Source organism: Ruegeria sp. ABF4_144, from assembly GCF_056160045.1.
Genome location: NZ_JBSWWK010000001.1, coordinates 2,558,137 through 2,576,679, shown reverse-complemented (window position 1 = coordinate 2,576,679; position 18,543 = coordinate 2,558,137). Strand labels below are relative to the sequence as shown.

The window sequence follows — 18,543 nt, the reverse complement described above, 5'->3', positions numbered from 1 at the left end:
CAGAGGCTCAGCCGATAAAGGCCTTGTAGCCCGCTTCGTCCATCAGATCTTCCAGCTGCGACGCGTCCGCGATCTTGATCTTGTAGATCCACGCGTTGCCCTCGGGGTCTTCGTTCAGCGCGCCGGGGTTGTCGGCCAGCGTCTCGTTGACCTCGGTGATCTCTCCATCGACCGGCGCATAAAGCTCGGACGCGGCCTTGACGGATTCGATCACGCCGATCTCACCGTCCTTGGCAAATTCCTCGCCCACGTCCTGCTGTTCGACAAAGACCACTTCGCCCAGCTGCTCGGCCGCATGCGCCGTGATGCCCAGCGTGGCGGTGTCGCCCTCAACGGTCAGCCATTCATGCTCTTCGGAATAATAGGTTGCCATGGTGTCTCTCTCCTGACTTCAACGCTTGTAATTCTGTTTGACGAAGGGCAGCGCCACGATCTGCGCCGGTTGCGCCTTGCCCCGGATGATCAGGTTCACCGTCTCGCCCGGTTCGGCATGGCCTGCAGCCACATAGCCCATCGCCACCGGCCCGCCGACCGTGGGGCCAAAACTGCCCGAGGTGATCTGGCCAATCGTATTGCCTTCAAGGCACTGCACCTCGACGCCCTGACGCGCGGGGGCGCGGCCTTCGGGCTTGATGCCCACCAGCTTGCGCGCGGGGCCGTCGGCCAGTTCGCGCTGGATACGCTCGGCGCCCGGAAAGCCGCCCTCTTCCTTGCGGCGCTTCTGGATCGCCCAGCCCAATGAGGCCTCAATCGGCGAGGTGCTCTGATCGATGTCATTGCCATAAAGGCACAGCCCGGCCTCCAGCCGCAGGCTGTCGCGCGCGCCCAGACCCGCCGGTTCGCAATCCTCATGCGCCAGAAACGCGCGGGTGATCTCAATCGCCTTGTCCTCGGGGATCGAGATCTCGTAGCCGTCCTCACCGGTATAGCCCAGCCGCGAGATGCGGCACTCGGTGCCCATGATCTCGGCCACGGTGGTTTCCATGAACTTCAGCTCGCGCGCCGCGGGGCACAGTTCGCCCACCACATCCTCGGCCTTGGGACCCTGCACAGCGACCAGCGCGCGGTCGAAGATCTCGGTCACTTCGACGCCGTCCAGATGGGCCTGCATATGCGGAATGTCCTGATGCCGCAGCGCCGCGTTCACCACGACGAAATAATGATCCCCCGCGTTCGACACGATCAGATCATCCATGATCCCGCCTTCCGGATTGGTGAAGAACCCGTACCGCGCCTTGCCCTCTTTCAAGGTCGCATAGGCCTGCGGGCAGAGCACCTCAAGCTTCTCGCCCACATTCTCGCCCCGCAGGATCACCTGACCCATATGGCTCACATCAAACACCGCCGCCTTCTCACGACACTGCTTATGCTCCCCCATGATCCCCAAAGGATACTGAACAGGCATCTCCCAACCCGCAAAATCAACCATCTTACCGCCCAACTCAACGTGCAAGGAGTGGAGAGGCGTGCGCTTCGGTGTGGTCATCTCAAATACCTTTCAATTAGCGGGATTGGTCACGAACAACAATGACGGTGCAGTGCGCGTTGCGCACGACACGGGCCAGGTTCGGGCCGATCTCATAATTCGGGAAATCGCCTTTGGTCGATGCCATGACGATCAGATCGAAGCCTTCCTTGTAAGCAAGCTTCAGGATTTCGCGGTAGACGCTGCCTTCTTCGATGTGGACGGTCACATCGGCAGCACCGCCATGATCCAGAATAGCCTGAACTGCGCCTCGTACGTGGTCCTTGGCACCGGCGCCGTAGTTGGCGGGCAGGTTCGGCAATTGGATGATCTCGGGGATGACGGCAACTGCATGCAGTTCAGCACCGTAGAACTTGGCTTGTTCTTGTGCAAGCGGCAGGGCGTTCTTCCACGAGCGGTCGTCGGTGTGATCAATCGGCAGCAGGATTTTCGTGGCCATCACGTCTCTCCTCGAGATATAGAGTTTTGTTTGAAAGGCGGGGGGCCGGGTTGGCCCCCCGTTTTGGTTTCCGAGTTTATTCGGCAGGTGTGCCGCCCGGCTCTTCGGATTTACCGCCCGAGGCGAAGAACTCTTTCGTCAGTTTGAAGACGATCGGGCTCAGCAGGGCCAGGGCGATCAGGTTCGGGATGGCCATCATGGCGTTCAGCGTATCCGCCAGCAGCCAGATGAAGCCCAGATCCGCTGTTGCGCCGAAGTAAATCGCAACGATCCACAGAACGCGGTAGGGCATCAGGGATTTGACACCCAGCAGGAATTCGACGCATTTCTCGCCGTAGAACGACCAGCCGAGGATGGTGGTGAAGGCAAAGATCGACAACGCGATTGCGATCAGGTGACCACCGCCTGGCAGTGAGTTTGCAAAGGCCAGCGAGGTCAGTGCCGCGCCCGATTCACCCGATGTCCATGCGCCCGAAGAGATGATCGCCAGACCAGTGATCGAGCAGACGATGATGGTGTCGATGAACGTGCCCAGCATCGCGATCAGGCCCTGATTGACCGGACCTTTGGTCTCGGCTGCGGCGTGTGCGATCGGAGCGGAACCCAGACCGGCTTCGTTCGAGAAGACACCACGTGCCACACCAAAGCGGATGGCTGCCCAGACGGCTGCGCCCGCGAAGCCACCTTCGGCGGCCGAGGGGGTGAACGCGTAAGTGAAGACCAGCGACAACGCGTGACCGATGTTGCCAATGTTGATCAGCAGAACCAGCAGACCGGCGATGATGTATGCAATCGCCATGAACGGAACCAGTTTACCGGCTACAGCACCGATGCGGGTGATGCCACCCAGAATAACGGCTGCGGTCAGTACCATCAGAACAACGCCGGTGACCGAGGTGTTGACACCGAAATTCGATTCCAGAACCTGAGCAACACCGTTGGCCTGTACGCCGTTGCCGATGCCGAAGGCCGCGATTGCGCCGAACAGTGCGAAGGCGACGCCCAGCCAGGCCCATTTCGCGCCCAAGCCGTTCTTGATGTAGTACATCGGGCCGCCGACAAAGTTGCCCAGCTCGTCTTTTTCCCGGTACTTCACCGCACAAACGGCTTCGGCATATTTGGTGGCCATGCCCACCAGGGCGGTCATCCACATCCAGAACAAAGCGCCCGGACCGCCCAGGAAGACAGCAGTGGCCACACCGGCGATGTTACCCGTGCCGATGGTCGCCGACAGCGAGGTCATCAGCGCGTTGAACGGGCTGATCTGCCCTTCGCCCTGACCTTCACGGCCTTTGAACAGCAGGCTAAAGCCCGTGCCAATGCGCAGGATCGGCATGAATTTCAGCCCGACCTGCAGGAAGAAGCCGACGCCGAGGATGAGAACCAGCATCAGCGGCCCCCACACGACGCCATTGATGGCCCCTACGATTGAATTTAACGCTTCCATGGTATTCCTCCCTAGTGCGTCTGGTTTATGCCCCGGCGATGGCCCGTTGGCGGGCTTGCTTGAGGGCGGCAAAGTCTTCGTCCGCATGGAACGACGAACGGGTCAGCGGCGTGGCCGACACGTGCAGAAAGCCCTTGGAGCGTGCGATCTGCTCCAGTTGGGCGAACTCTTCCGGCGACCAGAACCGGTCGATCGGATGGTGTTTGGGGGTCGGCTGCAGATACTGACCAACGGTCAGGAAATCGACGTTGGCGGCTCGCAGGTCGTCCATCACCTGCCGCACGTCGTTCAGGTTTTCGCCTAGCCCGACCATCAGGCCGGACTTGGTGAAAATCTCGGGGTTGGCGCGTTTGGCATCGTCCAGCAGCCGTAGCGAGATGTAGTAGCGCGCACCGGGGCGGACCCTTGGGTACAGATGCGGGACGGTTTCAAGGTTGTGGTTGAACACGTCCGGGGCGGCTTCGAAGACTACGTCCGCAGCGTCACCCTTGCCCAGAAAGTCTGGGGTCAGAACCTCGACCGTTGTACCGGGGTTCTGGTGCCGCACGGCGCGGATGGTCTGGGCGATGTGAGCGGCCCCGCCATCGGCCAGATCATCGCGGTCGACCGAGGTGATGACCACATGGCGCAGGCCCAGTTTCTTGACCGCCGCCGCAACGCGGCCGGGTTCGAAAACGTCCAGCGCGTCGGGTCGCCCGGTCGCCACGTTGCAGAAGGAACAGCCGCGCGTGCAGACTTCGCCCATGATCATCATAGTGGCGTGGCGTTTGGACCAGCATTCGCCAATATTAGGGCAGGCGGCCTCTTCGCAGACGGTAGTCAGATTGTGGTCGCGCATGAGGCGCCGTGTTTCGTAATACTCGGCGCTGTCGATTTTTTTCTTGCGAATCCACTTGGGCTTACGCGGGATGACACTGTCAGCCTTCTTGGCCTTTTCGGGATGGCGGGGGCGAAGCTGGATGGTCATCTGACGGCTCCTTCTCAGGCGTGAATTGCACGGCCCATGGCGTCGAGGCAGGCTTCCTTGACCGCTTCGCCCATGGCCGGATGTGCATGGCAGGTGGCGGCAACCTCAGCGACGGTGGCGCCTTTTGTCATGGCCAGAACCAGCTCGGCGATCAGATCACCGCCATGGGCTCCGCAGATATGCGCGCCAAGGATTTTGCCGTTCGGGTCAGCCAGAACCTTGACCGCACCATCGGTTTCGCCGGTTGAGCGGGCGCGCGAATTCGCCATGAATGCGAACTTTCCGACCGCGTATTCAGCGCCTGTTTCCTTCAACGCTTCTTCAGTCAGACCAACCGAGGCGACTTCGGGGTCGGTGTAAACCACGCCTGGAACGGTGTTGTAATCCACGTGACCGGCTTGACCTGCCAGCATCTCGACACAAGCAACGCCATCCTCTTCGGCCTTGTGCGCCAGCATCGGCCCGGGGACACAATCACCAATCGCGTAAATGCCGGGAACCGAGGTGCGGAAGGTGTCGTCCACCTGAATAAATCCGCGCGGGTCAAGGGCCACTCCCAGTTCTTCCAGCCCAAGCCCGCGCGTGACGGGGCGGCGTCCGACGGCGATCAGAACCTTGTCGGCTTCGATCACCTCTTCCTTGTCTTTGCCGACCCGATCCAAAGTAAGCGTCAGCCCGGCTTCAGATTTCTCAACGGATTTCAGCGCGCGCCCAAGTTGGAATTTTAGTCCGCGCTTGGACAGCGCACGCTGTGCCAGTTTCGCGATATCGCCATCGATGCTGGGCAGCACACGGTCGAGGTATTCCACAACGGTGACCTTGGCGCCCAGACGTGCCCAGACCTGACCAAGCTCCAACCCGATTACACCGGCTCCGACGACGACCATATGGTCGGGCACGGCGTCCAGCTTAAGCGCCCCGGTCGAGCTGAGGATGTCCTGCTCGTCAATCTCTATCCCATTGAGAGGGGTCGGTTCCGAGCCGGTGGCTATCAGGATATTCTTGGCCTCAAAGACGTCATCCCCAACCTTTACGAGCCCATCAGCGGGAATGCTGGCCCAGCCCTCGATCAGGTCTACGCCGTTCTTCTTGAATAGAAATGCGATGCCTTTAGTCAGGTCGCCGACGATCTTATCCTTGCGCCCCATCATTGCGGGCACATCGATGCTGGCCCCCTCGACCGCAATGCCATGGGAGGAGAGGTGTGCAAGCTCGGCATATTTGGCCGAGGAGGTCAGCAACGCTTTGGAGGGAATGCACCCCACATTCAGACAGGTTCCGCCCAGTGCCCCGCGCCCTTCGACGCAGGCCACTTTCAGTCCCAGTTGAGCCGCACGGATGGCAGCGACATAGCCGCCCGGGCCGCCGCCGATGACAACAACGTCGTAGGTCATTTCAATGTCTTTCAGTAGATCGGATGGTTTGCGCACAAGGTGCGGACTTTTTCGCGGGTCGCATTTTCGACGGCCTCATCGCCATTCGGCGACTGCGCCAGCGCATCCAGAACGTCTCCGATCAGGTGACCGATCTGCTGGAATTCCTCGGGTCCAAAGCCCCGGCTGCATCCAGCCGCGGTGCCCAGTCGGATGCCGCTGGTGACGGTGGGTTTCTCGGGGTCGCCCGGAACGCTGTTCTTGTTGCAGGTGAAACCGGCACGCTCCAGCGCTGCTTCGGCGTCTTTTCCGGTCACGCCGATGGGGCGCAGATCGACCAGCATCAGGTGGTTCTCGGTTCCGCCCGAAACGATATCACAGCCGCGCGCCATCATCACATTCGCCAATGCCGAGGCGCTGTCGACTACGCGCTGCATGTAGTCCTTGAACTCGGGCTTCAGCGCTTCGCCAAAGGCGACTGCCTTGCCTGCAATCACATGCATCAGCGGGCCACCCTGCAAACCAGGGAACACAGCCGAGTTGATCTTTTTCGCCAGCGCCTCGTCATTGGTCAGAATGATGCCGCCGCGCGGACCGCGCAGGGTCTTGTGCGTGGTCGAGGTCACCACATGCGCGTGACCGATGGGTGAGGGGTGTAGGCCAGTTGCGACCAGTCCGGCGATATGGGCCATGTCAGCCAGCAGCCAGGCGCCGACTTCATCAGCAATGGCGCGGAAACGGGCAAAGTCGATCTTTTGCGAATAGGCTGATGCGCCAGCGATGATCATCTTGGGCTTTTCGGCCTTGGCCAGAGCCTCAACCTGATCATAGTCGATGAGCCCAGCGTCAGTCAGACCATACTGAACCGGGTGAAACCACTTGCCGGATTGTGCAGGTTTTGCTCCGTGGGTCAGGTGACCTCCTGCATCCAGGGACATGCCAAGGATCGTGTCACCGGGGCTGAGCAGCGCCAGCTTGACCGCGCCGTTGGCCTGCGCACCCGAATGCGGCTGCACGTTGGCGTATTCACAGCCGAACAGCTGTTTCAGCCGTTCGATGGCTTCGACTTCGACCTCATCCACATACTCGCACCCGCCATAGTAACGGCGGCCGGGGTAACCTTCGGCATACTTGTTGGTCAACACAGACCCCTGCGCATCGATCACGGCCTGAGAGACGATGTTCTCGGATGCAATCAACTCGATCTGTTCGGCTTGACGTGTGCCTTCGCGTGCAATCGATGCGGCGATTTTCGGGTCGGCCTCGGCCAGCGACGTCTTGAACATGAGCTCCTCCTCTCAGTCGAATCCCTGGTTCGGGAATTTGTTTCCTATAGTGGAATTAGTTCCCGCAAAGCAACATAATTCTCGTATTCGTGAAGTTGCGTGCGAATAGGGGAGCGGCTAACCTGCCGCAGAATAGGGAGATTTTCATGGGCGAAGACCAAAGGAACGAAGCCTCAGCACCTGAGGAACTGGATGAAGGTGCCGCTTTGGGGCGCTCGATCCGGGATGCGAGGCGGGAAAAAGGCTGGACGCTGGAAGAGGCCGGGCGTGCTGCGGGAATCGGTCGTTCCACCTTGTCGAAGATCGAAAACAACCAGACAAAACCCAGTTTCGAGATCGTGCGACGTCTGACGCAGGCGCTGGATCTGAACCCGCCGCAACTGTTTCTTCAGTCAGGCCAGACGGGGATCACCGGTCGACGAGATTATACGCCAAAGGGGCAGGGCGAATTTCGTGAGACCGCTACCTATCTGCACGAACTGCTGTGTTCGGACCTGACCAGCAAGCGGATGCTGCCCTATGTCGCGACGATCCGGGCGCGGGATATTTCCGAGTTCGACCCGTGGATTCGCCACTCGGGCGAAGAGTTCATGTATGTGCTGAGCGGCGAACTGATCTTTATCTCAGAGCATTATCGCCCGCTGCCGATGAAGGCTGGGGATTCACTCTATTATGACAGCAGCATGGGGCACGGGTGCGTGTCGACCAGTAAAGAGGACGCACAAGTTCTTTGGGTGTCGCTGGAGTAAGACAGAAATAGCGGAAGGCCAGGGCACGCACCGCCCCGGCCCCTTTTAACTCTCCCAGCTCGCGACTGGAGCGCCCAAAAGGTCGCGATTGACGGTGACACCTAAACCGGGCGCATCAGGTGGCACTACGCCGCCATCTTTGATCGGCGCGTCGAAAGCACCGGTTTGAATCGTCACCATGTCACGCGGGTCAAGCACGCAACGCAGCAACCGCTCGGGTACGGTGGCACCCATGTGAAAGATCGAAGCGGCTGACAGGGTGGACCCGACGGTGTCCTGAACGCTGATCGTAAGCCCGGCGGCGCGACAGATGTCACGATGGCGGCGCGCGTGGGTCAGACCTCCGGCCTTCGAAATCTTGAGCCCGATCCCGTCCGCCACGTCCAAAGCCACCAGTTTCGAGACGTCACCATCTTCCTGTGCCAGTTCGTCAAGGATGATCGGCACATCGCATCGCTGGCGTAACGAAATGGTTTCGCGCCAGGTGGCACAAGGGGCCTCTAGCACGAAATCCAAGCCGCTCGGCAGGGCGCGAAGCATCCGCAACGCGGTTTCCGGAATCAACCCGCCATTGGCATCGACAATGAAGTACTCGCCGGGCTGACGATCCGCCAGCGAGGCTGCGATACGCTCGGCGTCCAGTTGCGGGCCGCCTTCGCTGTCCAGAGCCCCGACTTTCACGGAATGGCCCATATAGCCCATCTTGCGGTGCTCGGCGACGCGTGCCCGCATGTCTTCCGGGGTGCCTGCATAGATCGAGCTGATCGCCGGAAGGCGGTTCCCCGTACTGCCGCCCAGCAGTTTGTAGACCGGCAGCCCCACTGATTTACCGAACATGTCCCAGCAGGCCAGATCGATGGCATTCTTAGCATGGTTGTGCCCCAAAAGTGCCTCGTCCATGGCGTCGTTGATCCGATCCACATCGCGCGGATCACGGCCGATCAGATGCGGCGCGATCTCTTCGACTCCTGCCCGTGCGCCAAGGGCATGGGCGGCGATATAGTTGGGGCCGAAGGGGGTGCTTTCGCCCCAGCCTTCGTTGCCATCATCAGCAGTCAGGCAGACCATGACACTGTCAAACCCGGTGTAGATGCGACCGCCGGACAACTCGTAGCTGCCGCCGGAATAGGGCAGGTGCAGCTCGAAAAGGTCGATTTTCTTGATCTTCATGAGTTATTCCTGCGGCGGGAGCAGCACGAGCTGTCCGGTGTGTTTCTTGGCCAGAAAATCTTCCTGCGCGGTGGCGATGTCGGACAGCGGATAGGTCTTGGCCACAACAGGACGAATTTCACCGGCCTCAATGTATTTCACGAGGTTTTCGAACACGATGTCTTCCTGAAATGTGCAGCCGTACAGCGTCAGGTCTTTCAGATAGAGCGTGCGAATGTCGATCTCACATATCGGCCCGGCAATGGCCCCTGCAGTCGCATAGCGGCCACCCCGGCGCAGCACGTCTAGCAGGCTGGGCCATTGTGGACCGGCCACCAGATCGACCACAACGTCAATCGACCCTGCGCCCAGTTCGGCCACCAGATCGGCGTCACGGTCCAAAATTCGGTCAGCACCCAGCGCCTGAACGGCGTCAACCTTAGACGGCGAACACAGCGCGATCACGGTGGCGCCACGGCGCTTGGCCAGTTGCACGGCAGCCGAGCCGACACCGCCCGAGGCGCCCGTGATCAGAACCGTTTCGGCACCGACACCTGCGCGGTGCAGCATGCCTTCGGCGGTGGAATAGGCGCAGGGGATCGCGGACAGTTCAGCGTCGGACCAGTCACACGCGACGGCATGGGTCTCTTGCGCGGGAGCCTTGCAGTATTGCGCAAACCCACCGTCGCACTCGCTGCCAATGGTCCAGCATTCGTAAGGGCGGTAGTCAACATAGGTCCGCAGCATATTGCGCACAATAACCCGTTCGCCGATACGGGCTGGGTCCACGCCTTCACCAACCGCGACGACATGGCCGCATACATCCGCGCCCTGAATGCGGGGGAAAGTCAGCGGCACGCCCGACCAGCTTGCGTCATCGTCGTCAACCCTGTCGAACCCTTCGGCCCCGCCAGTTTCGGTGTCGGCGGTCACGGCCTTGGAATACCACCCGATGCGCGTGTTGATGTCGGTGTTGTTTACACCCGCCGCCGCGACGCGGATGAGTACTTCGCCCGATCCGGGCTGCGGCGTGGGCACATCGGCCCGATAGTCCAGTTTGTCGATGCCACCATGGCCTGTCAGCAGGACGGCTTTCATCGTTTCAGGGATCATCTTTACCTCCAAAAGACGTAACAGGCGCGCCAACAGACCGGCCCAATGACCACCGCATAGGGGTCATTCTTGACCGGCAGGTCACGCGAGTAGACATTGATTTCCTTCAGTTTCATGCCGGACATTCCGATAGTTCAGAAGAGTTACTTGATGCCGTCAGCAGCAAGGATCAGGCCTGCGGCATGGAGTGTCTGGCGGCTGGCACGTTCCGGCCCGATCATGCGGGCGGCTTCGGTCAGGCCTTCGTGAAGGACGAACAACTGATCGGCCAGTATGTCCGCATCGCAATGCGGGGCAACATTGAGAAGCCGCTTGTGAAATTGCGCACGCACCCCGGATTTATGTGCTTCGACCGCAGCGCGTATCGGGGCGCTGTCGGGGTAGGCGGACAGGGCATTGCGGAACAGGCAGCCGCAGTTCGAAATCCCGAACAGCCAGTCGGATAGCCGTTGAAGAATATGAACAACATGCGCAGCGCCGCCGTCGGGGCCGCCGCTGATCCAGTCTGCATAGGCGCGATCGCGGTGCTGCAACGCGCCCACCACCATGGCCTCACGGCTTGGGAAATACTTGTATAGGGTTCTCAGCGAAACATCCGCCCCCGCGCGCAAGGCTTCTACACCTGGTCCGGCAAACCCCATTTCTTCAAATTGTCCGTGCAAACGGGCGGCAATCTGGGTTTTCATATCGATCATGCATGGAGGGTAGAGTGATCACTCTACTACAGGCTTTGCGAAAACCGACGCGTTGCGTGGCGACAGCGACATGGTGCTGGCCCGGTTTGCGAAAGACCTTATGGTGCCTCAGGTTTCCGGAACACTGGTCGGTGCGCAAAACCGTTCACTGACGATAACGAGTGGCTGGGTAGGGTCTCCGTTCAGGTGGTTTCGGCAAGCCAACGAAACGCAAGTTTGGCGCGATCCGAGGTCGTATTGTGAAGCGCGACGTAAAAGTCCAACGGAGAGGAAATCGCCTGCGGTAGCAAGCCGACCAGCTTGCCGGACGCGACGAGTTCCGAAGTCAGCCCTTCCCATCCCAGCACTGCCCCCATGTCGTCCTGTGCGGCCTGTAAGGCAATGGTGTAATTGTTGACGCGATGAGCCGAATTCAAAGGCCCGTCATACCCAAGTTGCCGGGTCCATTCGCGCCAATCCGTCCATCCTGTTCCCGGCGCATCAAGGTGAATCAGCGAGACACGCGCGAGGTCCTGTATGTCAGTAATCTTATTTTGTTCCAAAAACCGTGGGCTGCCGAGCGCCATGATGCGATCACGAAACAGAATATGGTGGTTTGCCTTTTCCTGAGAGGCATCTCCATAGCGAATGCTTAGATCGCATTTCGAAGTGTCAAACCCCAGATCCGTGACCACTTGTGTCACCGAAATATGTCCATGGGTTTTCCAGAATTGCGCAAGCCGCGGGGTCAGCCAAAGCGAGCTGACTGCGGTGCTGGATCGAATTGTTACACCGGACCGATCATATTGCGACCGCAGTTGTTGCAAGGCTTCACTGATATCTTCGAGACCTCGCTGCAGTGCGACCAGCAGGTAAGCCCCGCTTTCGGTCAGTTCGACCCCACGATGATGGCGGCGGAACAGCGAACAATTGAGTTCGGTTTCCAGCGACTTGACCTGATGACTAATGGCGGCCGGCGTCACGTTTAACTCAGTCGCAGCGTTTTTAAAGCTGACATGACGCGCAGCGGCTTCGAAGCTGATCAGTGAGTTCACCGGAGGAAGTTCATAGGGGCCTTTGGGCAAGATGCTTTGACCTTTGATTCTTAGTTTTCTTGCTTTTAAAGCAAAAAAAGCGAAACTTGAGTTACCTCAAGTATCGCAAAGTGAATTTTTTTGCAATTGCCCGAAAGCCTGCCGCCAGTGATGCTGGTCACCAGCTTTGGGGATGTGCCTACCTAAAACTGTGGGGCGGTGTTCATGGAACACGCGTGAGCATCTCTGATTTTCCAAAATGCCCGGTTTTCGGCGCAAATTACGGAGTCGATTGAATGAAGTCGCACGCAAAAGCAGTGGTGGTTGGTGGTGGATGCGTTGGAGCATCGATCCTTTATGGCCTGACTGAACACGGGTGTTCGGACGCGGTCATGCTGGAGCGTACAACGCTGACCTCGGGATCCACTTGGCATGCAGCGGGTCTGTTGGTGACATTTGTGCGGTCGCACAACGTGTCCAAGATGACGATGGAAACCATCCGCATCTATTCCGAAGTTGAGGAGAAGATGGGTGCCTCGGTGGGTCTGCGCAAAGTGGGCCAGTTGCGTGTCGCCAACACCGAAAAACGCTGGGATGAATTCCAGTCCTACATTTCGATCGCCGAAGCCGCAGGCGTGCCTTGCAAGCTGGTAACGCCGGAAGAGATTGCGGAGATTCACCCTCTGCTAAACCAAAGCCCGGACATTCGCGGCGGCATTCTGCATACCGAAGACGGTTATGTGAATCCGGCGGATATCACCATGGCGCTGGCAAAGCTGGCACGCGATGCGGGTGCGAAAGTCTACCAGAACACAGAAGCCCAATCTTATGAGAAGCTGGATAATGGTCATTGGAAAGTGACCACCAATCAGGGAGAAATCACCTGCGAACACCTGATCTTTGCCACGGGCAATTACGCCCGTGAGAACGCGCGTCGAGTGGGCCTGGATCTGCCTTGTATCCCGATCGTTCACCAGTACTGGACCACCGAAACCGTACCGCTGCTGAAAGAGCGCCGTGCGCAAGGTCTGAAAGAATTCCCGATCCTGCGCGACGAGGATTACGGTGCCTATCTGCGCGAGGACGTGGGTGGGATTCAATTTGGGCCTTATGAGTTCACCAAAGACCTCAAACTGTTTGCAGAAGACCGCGTGCCGCCAGACTTCGGGGCGGATCTTCTGCCCGAAGATTTCGATGCCGTGGAAACCCAGTGGGAGCGTGCCATCGAACGCGTCCCGACGCTGGGCGAAGTTGGCATCAAGGCTAACACCCGTGGCCCGTTCCAGATGACACCGGACGAGCTGCCTCTGGCAGGTCCCGCGCCGGGGCATGACAACCTGTGGCTGGCTGAGGGTATGCCGGGTGGCATCCTGTGGGGCGGCACTGTGGGCAATCGCCTGGCTAAGTGGATCGTCGATGGCGACCCGGGCATGGACATGTCTGAACTCGATCCGCGCCGGTTCTCGGACTATGCGTCCAAGCGCTGGACCATGGACAAGGTGCGCGAAACCTGGGGCACCCATATGGACGCGCATGTTCCGGGTGAGGACTTCCCCGATGCGCGCCCGATGAAAACCATGGGGTCTTACGACCTGCTGACGGCACAAGGCGCGGTCTGGACCAGCTTCAACGGCTACGAATTCCCCCGTTGGTTCGCTAAGTCGCCCGAGGAGGCGATTCCTGAGCACTCTTTCCGCCATACCAACCACATGGAGCTGGTTCAGGAAGAGGTTCGTCGCACGCGGGAAGAGGCCGGTTTCATCGAAATGTCGCCAATGACCAAGTTCACGGTTCGCGGACCGGGTGCAGCCAAATGGTTGGACAGCCTGATGGCGAACAAACTGCCCAAAGTGGGCCGTATGACCCTGTCGCTGATGTTGAACGACAAGGGGGGCATGGACGCGGAATACACCATCGTTCGGTATGCTGAGGATGATTTCTATCTGATCTCCACCCCGAACTGGCGTGCCTATAACTGGGATCAGTTGCAACGCCTGCTGCCCAAGGACGGCTCGGTTGTAATGGAGGACATCTCGGAACAACTGGGCGTGATTGCGTTGGCTGGTCCAAACGCGCGGGAAATTCTTCAGCCGCTGACTGATAACGATCTGTCGAATGAAACTTTCCCTTGGCTTTCGGCCCAGATGGGTGAGGTAGGCTATGCCAAAGGTGTGCACCTGCTGCGCGTATCATACACTGGTGAGCTTGGCTGGGAACTGCACCACCCGGTTGGCTATAACCGTCACCTCGTGGACCTACTGCTGAAGGCGGGCGTCAAACCGTTCGGTCTTGAGGCGCTTGAGTCCATGCGGCTTGAGAAATCCTATCGCGCGATCAACCGCGAGATTTGCAAGGATATGACCCCGTATGAGGCAGATCTGGGTCGTTTTGTGGCCATGACCGAAAAGGTTGGTGGTCAGGTTTGCGAACGCGACTTTATCGGCAAACAGGCGCTGGTGGCGCAGAAAGAGTCGGGCGGACACAGTGTTCTGGTCACGCTGAAACTGCCATTTGGCGATACATCCGTGATGTTTGACGAAGGCGTTTATGCCGACGGCAAACTGATCGGTCGCGTCACCTCGGGCGGATTCTCGTATTACTGCAATCACGACATCGCGATGGCGTTGGTGCCGCAGGATGTGACCGCACCGGGCACGAAAATGCAGGTGCTGGTGCATAACGAAATGCGCGACGCCGAAGTAATCGATGTCTGCGCCGTTGACCCAACCAGCGCCCGTGCGCGCGCCTGATCCGGAGGGTTTGATATGGCACAAGCAAGAGCACGTTCGGGCCGGGGTGGCCGCGCGGCACGGGTGCAGGCCCGCACCAACCCGCCACCGGTTTACCTGCCGACGCTGAACCGCAAAATCGGACCAATTGATCTGCTTGGACCCGAAGGGGTCGAGAAGATCCACAACGCGGCCATGACGATCCTCGAGACCACCGGTATCGAATTCCGTGACCCGGTGGCCTTGGCCGATTGGAAAAAACACGGTGCGGATGTTCAGGGAGAACGGGTCCGTATTGGTCGGGACATGCTGATGGACCTGATTTCGGCGGTACCATCGGAATGGGGTTATGCAGCGCGCAATCCGGAACGTTCCCTGCGGGTCGGAAACCGGAATTCGGTGTTTGCAAACGCTTACGGCGCGCCGTTTGTCTATGGCCTGGATGGCATGCGTCGCCCGTCGATGCTGGAAGATGCGCACAACTTCTTCAAGCTCAGCCAGATGAGCCAGTCGATGATGGTTCCGGGTATCCTGCCGGTCGAGCCGCAGGACGTGCCCGTGCCACAACGTCACCTTGAGCTTGTTCACGCAGCACTGACGCTGACGGACAAGCCGATCAAAGGGTCAGTTTTATCAGAACAGGCCGCGCGCGACTCGGTTGAGATGACGCGCATCGTGTTCGGTGAAGAGTTTGTGGACAACAACGTGGTGATGGCCGCGCTGCTGAACTGCAACACGCCGCTGGTGTGGGACGAGACCATGCTGGAAAGCCTGCGGGTTTACGCCAGTGCCAACCAGCCCTGCCTGCTGTCGCCCTTCGTGCTGGCGGGGGCCTCGACCCCGGCCAGCCCGCAGGGTGGCGTGGCGCTGCTGATCGCCGAGTCACTGGCAGGCATGGCATATAGCCAGATCATCCGGCGCGGAGCGCCGATGGTTCTGGGCGTGGCAATTATGGGCGTTTCGATGAAGACCGGCGCGCCGATGATGGGATCACCCGAACCTGGGTTGATGAACCTGCTGGTGGGCCAGATGGCGCGCTTCTACGGTGTTCCGTGGCGGACCTGCACAATGTGGACCGGATCAAAAACCCCGGACATGCAGGCGGCGTTCGATACAGCCAACACCATGTGGCCAGTGCTGCTGGGCGGTGCCAACTATATCGTGCACTCGGCAGGGTTCCTGGAAGGTGCGCTTGGGGTCAGTTATTCGAAATGGGTACAGGACACACGCCAGCTTGAGAACTTCCACCGGTTCTTCAGCGGGATCGAGGATGAAAACCTTGATGCACTTCTGGATGACATTGCCGAGATCGGTCCTGGTGGTCACTTCCTTGGTACAGACCATACCCGGGAAAATCCGCTGCACATGAACCCGCTTCAAAACAATGACAGTTTTGAACAGTGGGAAGCAGAAGGATCGAAGACCGCCGAAACCGTCGGAAATGAAGAGGCGCAGCGTATTCTGGACAACTACGTCAAGCCGCCGATGCCGGATGATCAGCGCGGGGCACTTGACGAATTTGTTGCCAAGAAGAAGCTGGAATATCAGAACTCTTAACTAAAATACGGGCGCGCAAGCGCTCGTCAGCCTAGACACAAGGACAGGATAAGGCTTATGACAGACGCCCCGACGAAAACGCTCTCACTCGAAGAGGTGAAAGTACTGGCCAAATCTGTCCTTGTGTCCGCGGGCATGGACGAACGCGGAAGTGAAATTCTGGCGGATTTGGTGATGCGGTCCGAACGTGACGGCCCCCGCAGTCACGGTTTGCGGATGCTGCCCGTCTATGCGCAAAGCTTTAAGTCGAACTATGCAAATCCGAAAGCCAATCCCACTGTCGAACGCATTGCACCGGGCGTTTTGCGTGGCGATGGAGATAACGGATATTACCAGATTGTGGGAGCAGATGCGCGGGATCAGCTGATCGCGATGGCCCGCGAAAACGGTATCGCGTCCTTCACTTGTGCAAATTGCCACCATCTGGGCGCACTGCGCTTCGACACCGAGCCGCTGGCACAAGCGGGGCTGGTCGCGATGGGCGTTGTGAATTCACTGTCGATGGTCGTGCCCCAAGGGGGGCTGCGCCCGGTCTTCGGGACCAATCCGATGTCCTTCGCCTGCCCGCGCGCAGGGGCGGAGCCTGTGGTCTGGGATCAGGCCTCATCCGTTGCTGCGCTGATGGATGTGCGCATGGCCGCCGCCGAAGGGCATGACCTGCCGCGCCCCAGTGGGCTGGATACTTCGGGTCGGCCGACAACCGATCCGAACGCCATTCTGGAGACCCGCAGCCTGTTGCCCTTTGGCGAACACAAAGGCGCGGCCATTGCCTTCCTGATCGAGGTGCTAGGGGCGGCGCTTGCCGGTGGCACCTTGTCAGTCGACAATCAGGAGCGTGAGTCTCACGGAGCTCTGAACATAAAAGGCGGGGCAACTCTGATCGCGATTGACCCGAGCCGGTTCGGTAACCCGATGTTCAACGATTACGTCACTCGGATCTGTGCCGAGATCGAAGGCAACGGAACCGCGCGCGTACCTGGTGATGGGCGGTTGAAAAACCGCGCGGCGACCGAAGCGAATGGAGTATCCGTCGCACCAGACCTGATGGCACAGTTGCAGGCGCTGTAAGAAAGGTCGCAAGGCATGCCAAACTTGGTGGTGATCGGCGGCGGCGTCGTGGGGATTTCCTGCGCGCTGGCTTTGCAGGCCGAGGGGTTTCAAGTCACTGTCATCGAGCCGGGGCCGGTCGGTGAGGGGGCCAGCTGGGCCTCGTGCGGATGTATCGCCGTCGGTGAGATCGTACCGCTGTCGCAGCCCGGGATGCTGATGAAAGTTCCGGGGCTGTTGATGCATCCCAAAGCGCCTTTGACATTGCGCCCAAGTTCGGCGTTGCGGTTGACGCCTTGGTTCAGCCGATTTGTCGCCAATGCCCGCCCTTCGAAAATGCGCTCCATTGCGGCGGATTTGGCGCGATTGACCTTTTTAGCGACTGCAGATTTCAAGGCGCAGCTGGCCGATATCGGGCATCCTGAGCTGCTGGTGGAACGCCCTGTCATCAAGCTTTTCGACGGGGACGATGATCGCGCCAGCATGGTTGCCGCTTTTGATCTGGCGCGCGAACTTGGGTGCTCGATCGAAGAGGTCAGCGGCAGTGATGCGCATGACATCGATCCCGCCATCGCACCAGATTTCAAATATGCCGCCCTGCTTCGGGACTGGAGCTTTGTGACCGAACCCAAGCAATTGGTCGAAGCGCTGCATCAAGCCTTCATAAAGCGTGGGGGGACAGTCGTCTCTGGCATAGCGGTCGGCTTTGATCGGGATGGTCGTCAGGTGAAAGCCGTGAAGCTGCAAGACGGTCGATCTATTTCAGCTGAGGAGTTTGTTCTGGCTGCGGGGACACATTCCCACAATCTGTCGGCAGAGTTGGGTGTTCCGCTGCAGATTGAAGGCGTTATCGGCTACTCCACGGCATTGAAGAACAGCGGGGTCGACCTGTCCCATACTGTGTTCTACGCAAAGGGCGGGTTCGGCATAACGCCTTACGACGGCGCGCTTGCCGTGGCCGGTACGATTGAATTTGCCGGGGCCGAGGCACGCCCAAATTGGAACCGTACGGACATTCTGGTCGAAAAGGCACGACGGGTTCTGCCCGGGTTACAAACAGGCAGCGCTGAACGCCGGTTTGGGCGGCGACCATTGACGTCCGACACACGCCCGATCATTGGCCGTAGCGGACGGCTGGCGAACGTTACCTTTGCAACAGGCCACGGGCAATTAGGTCTGACGTTGGGCGCAACAACGGCTCGGCTGGTGGCAGCCGAGGTTTCAAACCGCCAATTACCCATCGACATACAGGCCTACAGCCCGGATCGTTTCTCGGGATAGTCTGCTGTCGCGCCGCAGTGGCGCGCAATGTGGTGAACTGTGACCTTCTGGACAACGAGGGTCTTTAACCCTGTGCCCTGTATTGATTTTTTGCGAGGCGATGGTAAGCAGCGCATTCTGTTTCACCCCGAACCCCACGGAAGTCCGATGTGACGCTTGCGAACATAGCGAATCCTTCACCCTGACCATTCTGGCCGGGTGATTTCGTGCGA

17 protein-coding genes are annotated in these 18,543 nt (G+C 59.4%); 6 read left to right on the top strand and 11 right to left on the bottom strand.

All coding sequences use genetic code 11. From position 1 onward, the window contains the following. Positions 1-7 precede the first annotated feature (7 nt). From gcvH to glyA, 7 genes are all read right to left on the bottom strand, one after another. On the bottom strand, positions 8-373 hold the full coding sequence (gene gcvH / locus ACXAGD_RS12940) for a glycine cleavage system protein GcvH (RefSeq protein WP_475211197.1): 366 nt from the start codon (positions 371-373) through the stop codon (positions 8-10). Between the two features lie 18 nt (positions 374-391). Further along, a complete protein-coding gene (gcvT, locus tag ACXAGD_RS12935) occupies positions 392-1,486 on the bottom strand; it encodes a glycine cleavage system aminomethyltransferase GcvT (protein WP_475211195.1) in 1,095 nt (364 codons plus the stop codon). A gap of 16 nt (positions 1,487-1,502) precedes the next feature. Next, a complete protein-coding gene (locus ACXAGD_RS12930) occupies positions 1,503-1,925 on the bottom strand; it encodes a universal stress protein (RefSeq protein ID WP_475211194.1) in 423 nt (140 codons plus the stop codon). Positions 1,926-2,001: 76 nt separating this feature from the next. Further along, the gene (locus ACXAGD_RS12925) at positions 2,002-3,372 is read right to left on the bottom strand and encodes an alanine/glycine:cation symporter family protein (RefSeq protein ID WP_475211192.1); all 1,371 of its coding nucleotides are present in this window, start codon (positions 3,370-3,372) and stop codon (positions 2,002-2,004) included. 25 nt (positions 3,373-3,397) lie between these two features. Then, positions 3,398-4,339: a lipoyl synthase gene (lipA, locus tag ACXAGD_RS12920; RefSeq protein ID WP_475211191.1), complete on the bottom strand. Its 942-nt coding sequence runs from the start codon at positions 4,337-4,339 to the stop codon at positions 3,398-3,400. Between the two features lie 14 nt (positions 4,340-4,353). Beyond that, a complete protein-coding gene (lpdA, locus tag ACXAGD_RS12915; protein WP_475211190.1) occupies positions 4,354-5,733 on the bottom strand; it encodes a dihydrolipoyl dehydrogenase in 1,380 nt (459 codons plus the stop codon). Between the two features lie 11 nt (positions 5,734-5,744). Beyond that, positions 5,745-6,998, bottom strand: a complete 1,254-nt coding sequence (glyA, locus tag ACXAGD_RS12910; protein ID WP_475211189.1) for a serine hydroxymethyltransferase — start codon at positions 6,996-6,998, stop codon at positions 5,745-5,747. A 146-nt stretch (positions 6,999-7,144) separates the two neighbouring features. Here glyA and ACXAGD_RS12905 point away from each other — a divergent pair, with 146 nt between their 5' ends. Continuing rightward, the gene (locus ACXAGD_RS12905) at positions 7,145-7,747 is read left to right on the top strand and encodes a helix-turn-helix domain-containing protein (protein ID WP_170328704.1); all 603 of its coding nucleotides are present in this window, start codon (positions 7,145-7,147) and stop codon (positions 7,745-7,747) included. Between the two features lie 45 nt (positions 7,748-7,792). Here the strand turns inward: ACXAGD_RS12905 and ACXAGD_RS12900 are convergent, their stop codons facing one another. The 4 genes from ACXAGD_RS12900 to ACXAGD_RS12885 all read right to left on the bottom strand — a co-directional run bounded on the left by ACXAGD_RS12900 (position 7,793) and on the right by ACXAGD_RS12885 (position 11,768). Further along, positions 7,793-8,917, bottom strand: coding sequence for a mandelate racemase/muconate lactonizing enzyme family protein (locus ACXAGD_RS12900; RefSeq protein WP_475211188.1), 1,125 nt, complete (start codon positions 8,915-8,917; stop codon positions 7,793-7,795). Positions 8,918-8,920: 3 nt separating this feature from the next. Next, positions 8,921-10,009, bottom strand: a complete 1,089-nt coding sequence (locus ACXAGD_RS12895) for an alcohol dehydrogenase family protein (protein ID WP_475211187.1) — start codon at positions 10,007-10,009, stop codon at positions 8,921-8,923. A 143-nt stretch (positions 10,010-10,152) separates the two neighbouring features. Next, on the bottom strand, positions 10,153-10,695 hold the full coding sequence (locus ACXAGD_RS12890) for a TetR/AcrR family transcriptional regulator (protein WP_475211185.1): 543 nt from the start codon (positions 10,693-10,695) through the stop codon (positions 10,153-10,155). Positions 10,696-10,886: 191 nt separating this feature from the next. Continuing rightward, positions 10,887-11,768, bottom strand: a complete 882-nt coding sequence (locus ACXAGD_RS12885) for a LysR substrate-binding domain-containing protein (RefSeq protein WP_475211184.1) — start codon at positions 11,766-11,768, stop codon at positions 10,887-10,889. A gap of 56 nt (positions 11,769-11,824) precedes the next feature. Here ACXAGD_RS12885 and ACXAGD_RS12880 point away from each other — a divergent pair, with 56 nt between their 5' ends. From ACXAGD_RS12880 to ACXAGD_RS12860, 5 genes are read left to right on the top strand one after another with little or no spacing between them, the layout of a single operon-like run. Next, positions 11,825-12,013, top strand: coding sequence for a hypothetical protein (locus tag ACXAGD_RS12880; protein WP_475211183.1), 189 nt, complete (start codon positions 11,825-11,827; stop codon positions 12,011-12,013). Next, complete coding sequence (locus ACXAGD_RS12875; RefSeq protein ID WP_475211181.1) at positions 12,014-14,467, top strand: GcvT family protein; 2,454 nt, start codon at positions 12,014-12,016, stop codon at positions 14,465-14,467. A gap of 15 nt (positions 14,468-14,482) precedes the next feature. Continuing rightward, positions 14,483-16,003, top strand: coding sequence for a trimethylamine methyltransferase family protein (locus ACXAGD_RS12870; RefSeq protein ID WP_475211180.1), 1,521 nt, complete (start codon positions 14,483-14,485; stop codon positions 16,001-16,003). A 57-nt stretch (positions 16,004-16,060) separates the two neighbouring features. Beyond that, positions 16,061-17,071, top strand: coding sequence for an Ldh family oxidoreductase (locus tag ACXAGD_RS12865; RefSeq protein ID WP_475211179.1), 1,011 nt, complete (start codon positions 16,061-16,063; stop codon positions 17,069-17,071). A gap of 15 nt (positions 17,072-17,086) precedes the next feature. Further along, positions 17,087-18,331 carry an NAD(P)/FAD-dependent oxidoreductase gene (locus ACXAGD_RS12860; RefSeq protein WP_475211178.1) on the top strand — a complete coding sequence of 415 codons (1,245 nt, stop codon included), beginning with the start codon at positions 17,087-17,089 and terminating at the stop codon, positions 18,329-18,331. Positions 18,332-18,543: the final 212 nt, after the last annotated feature.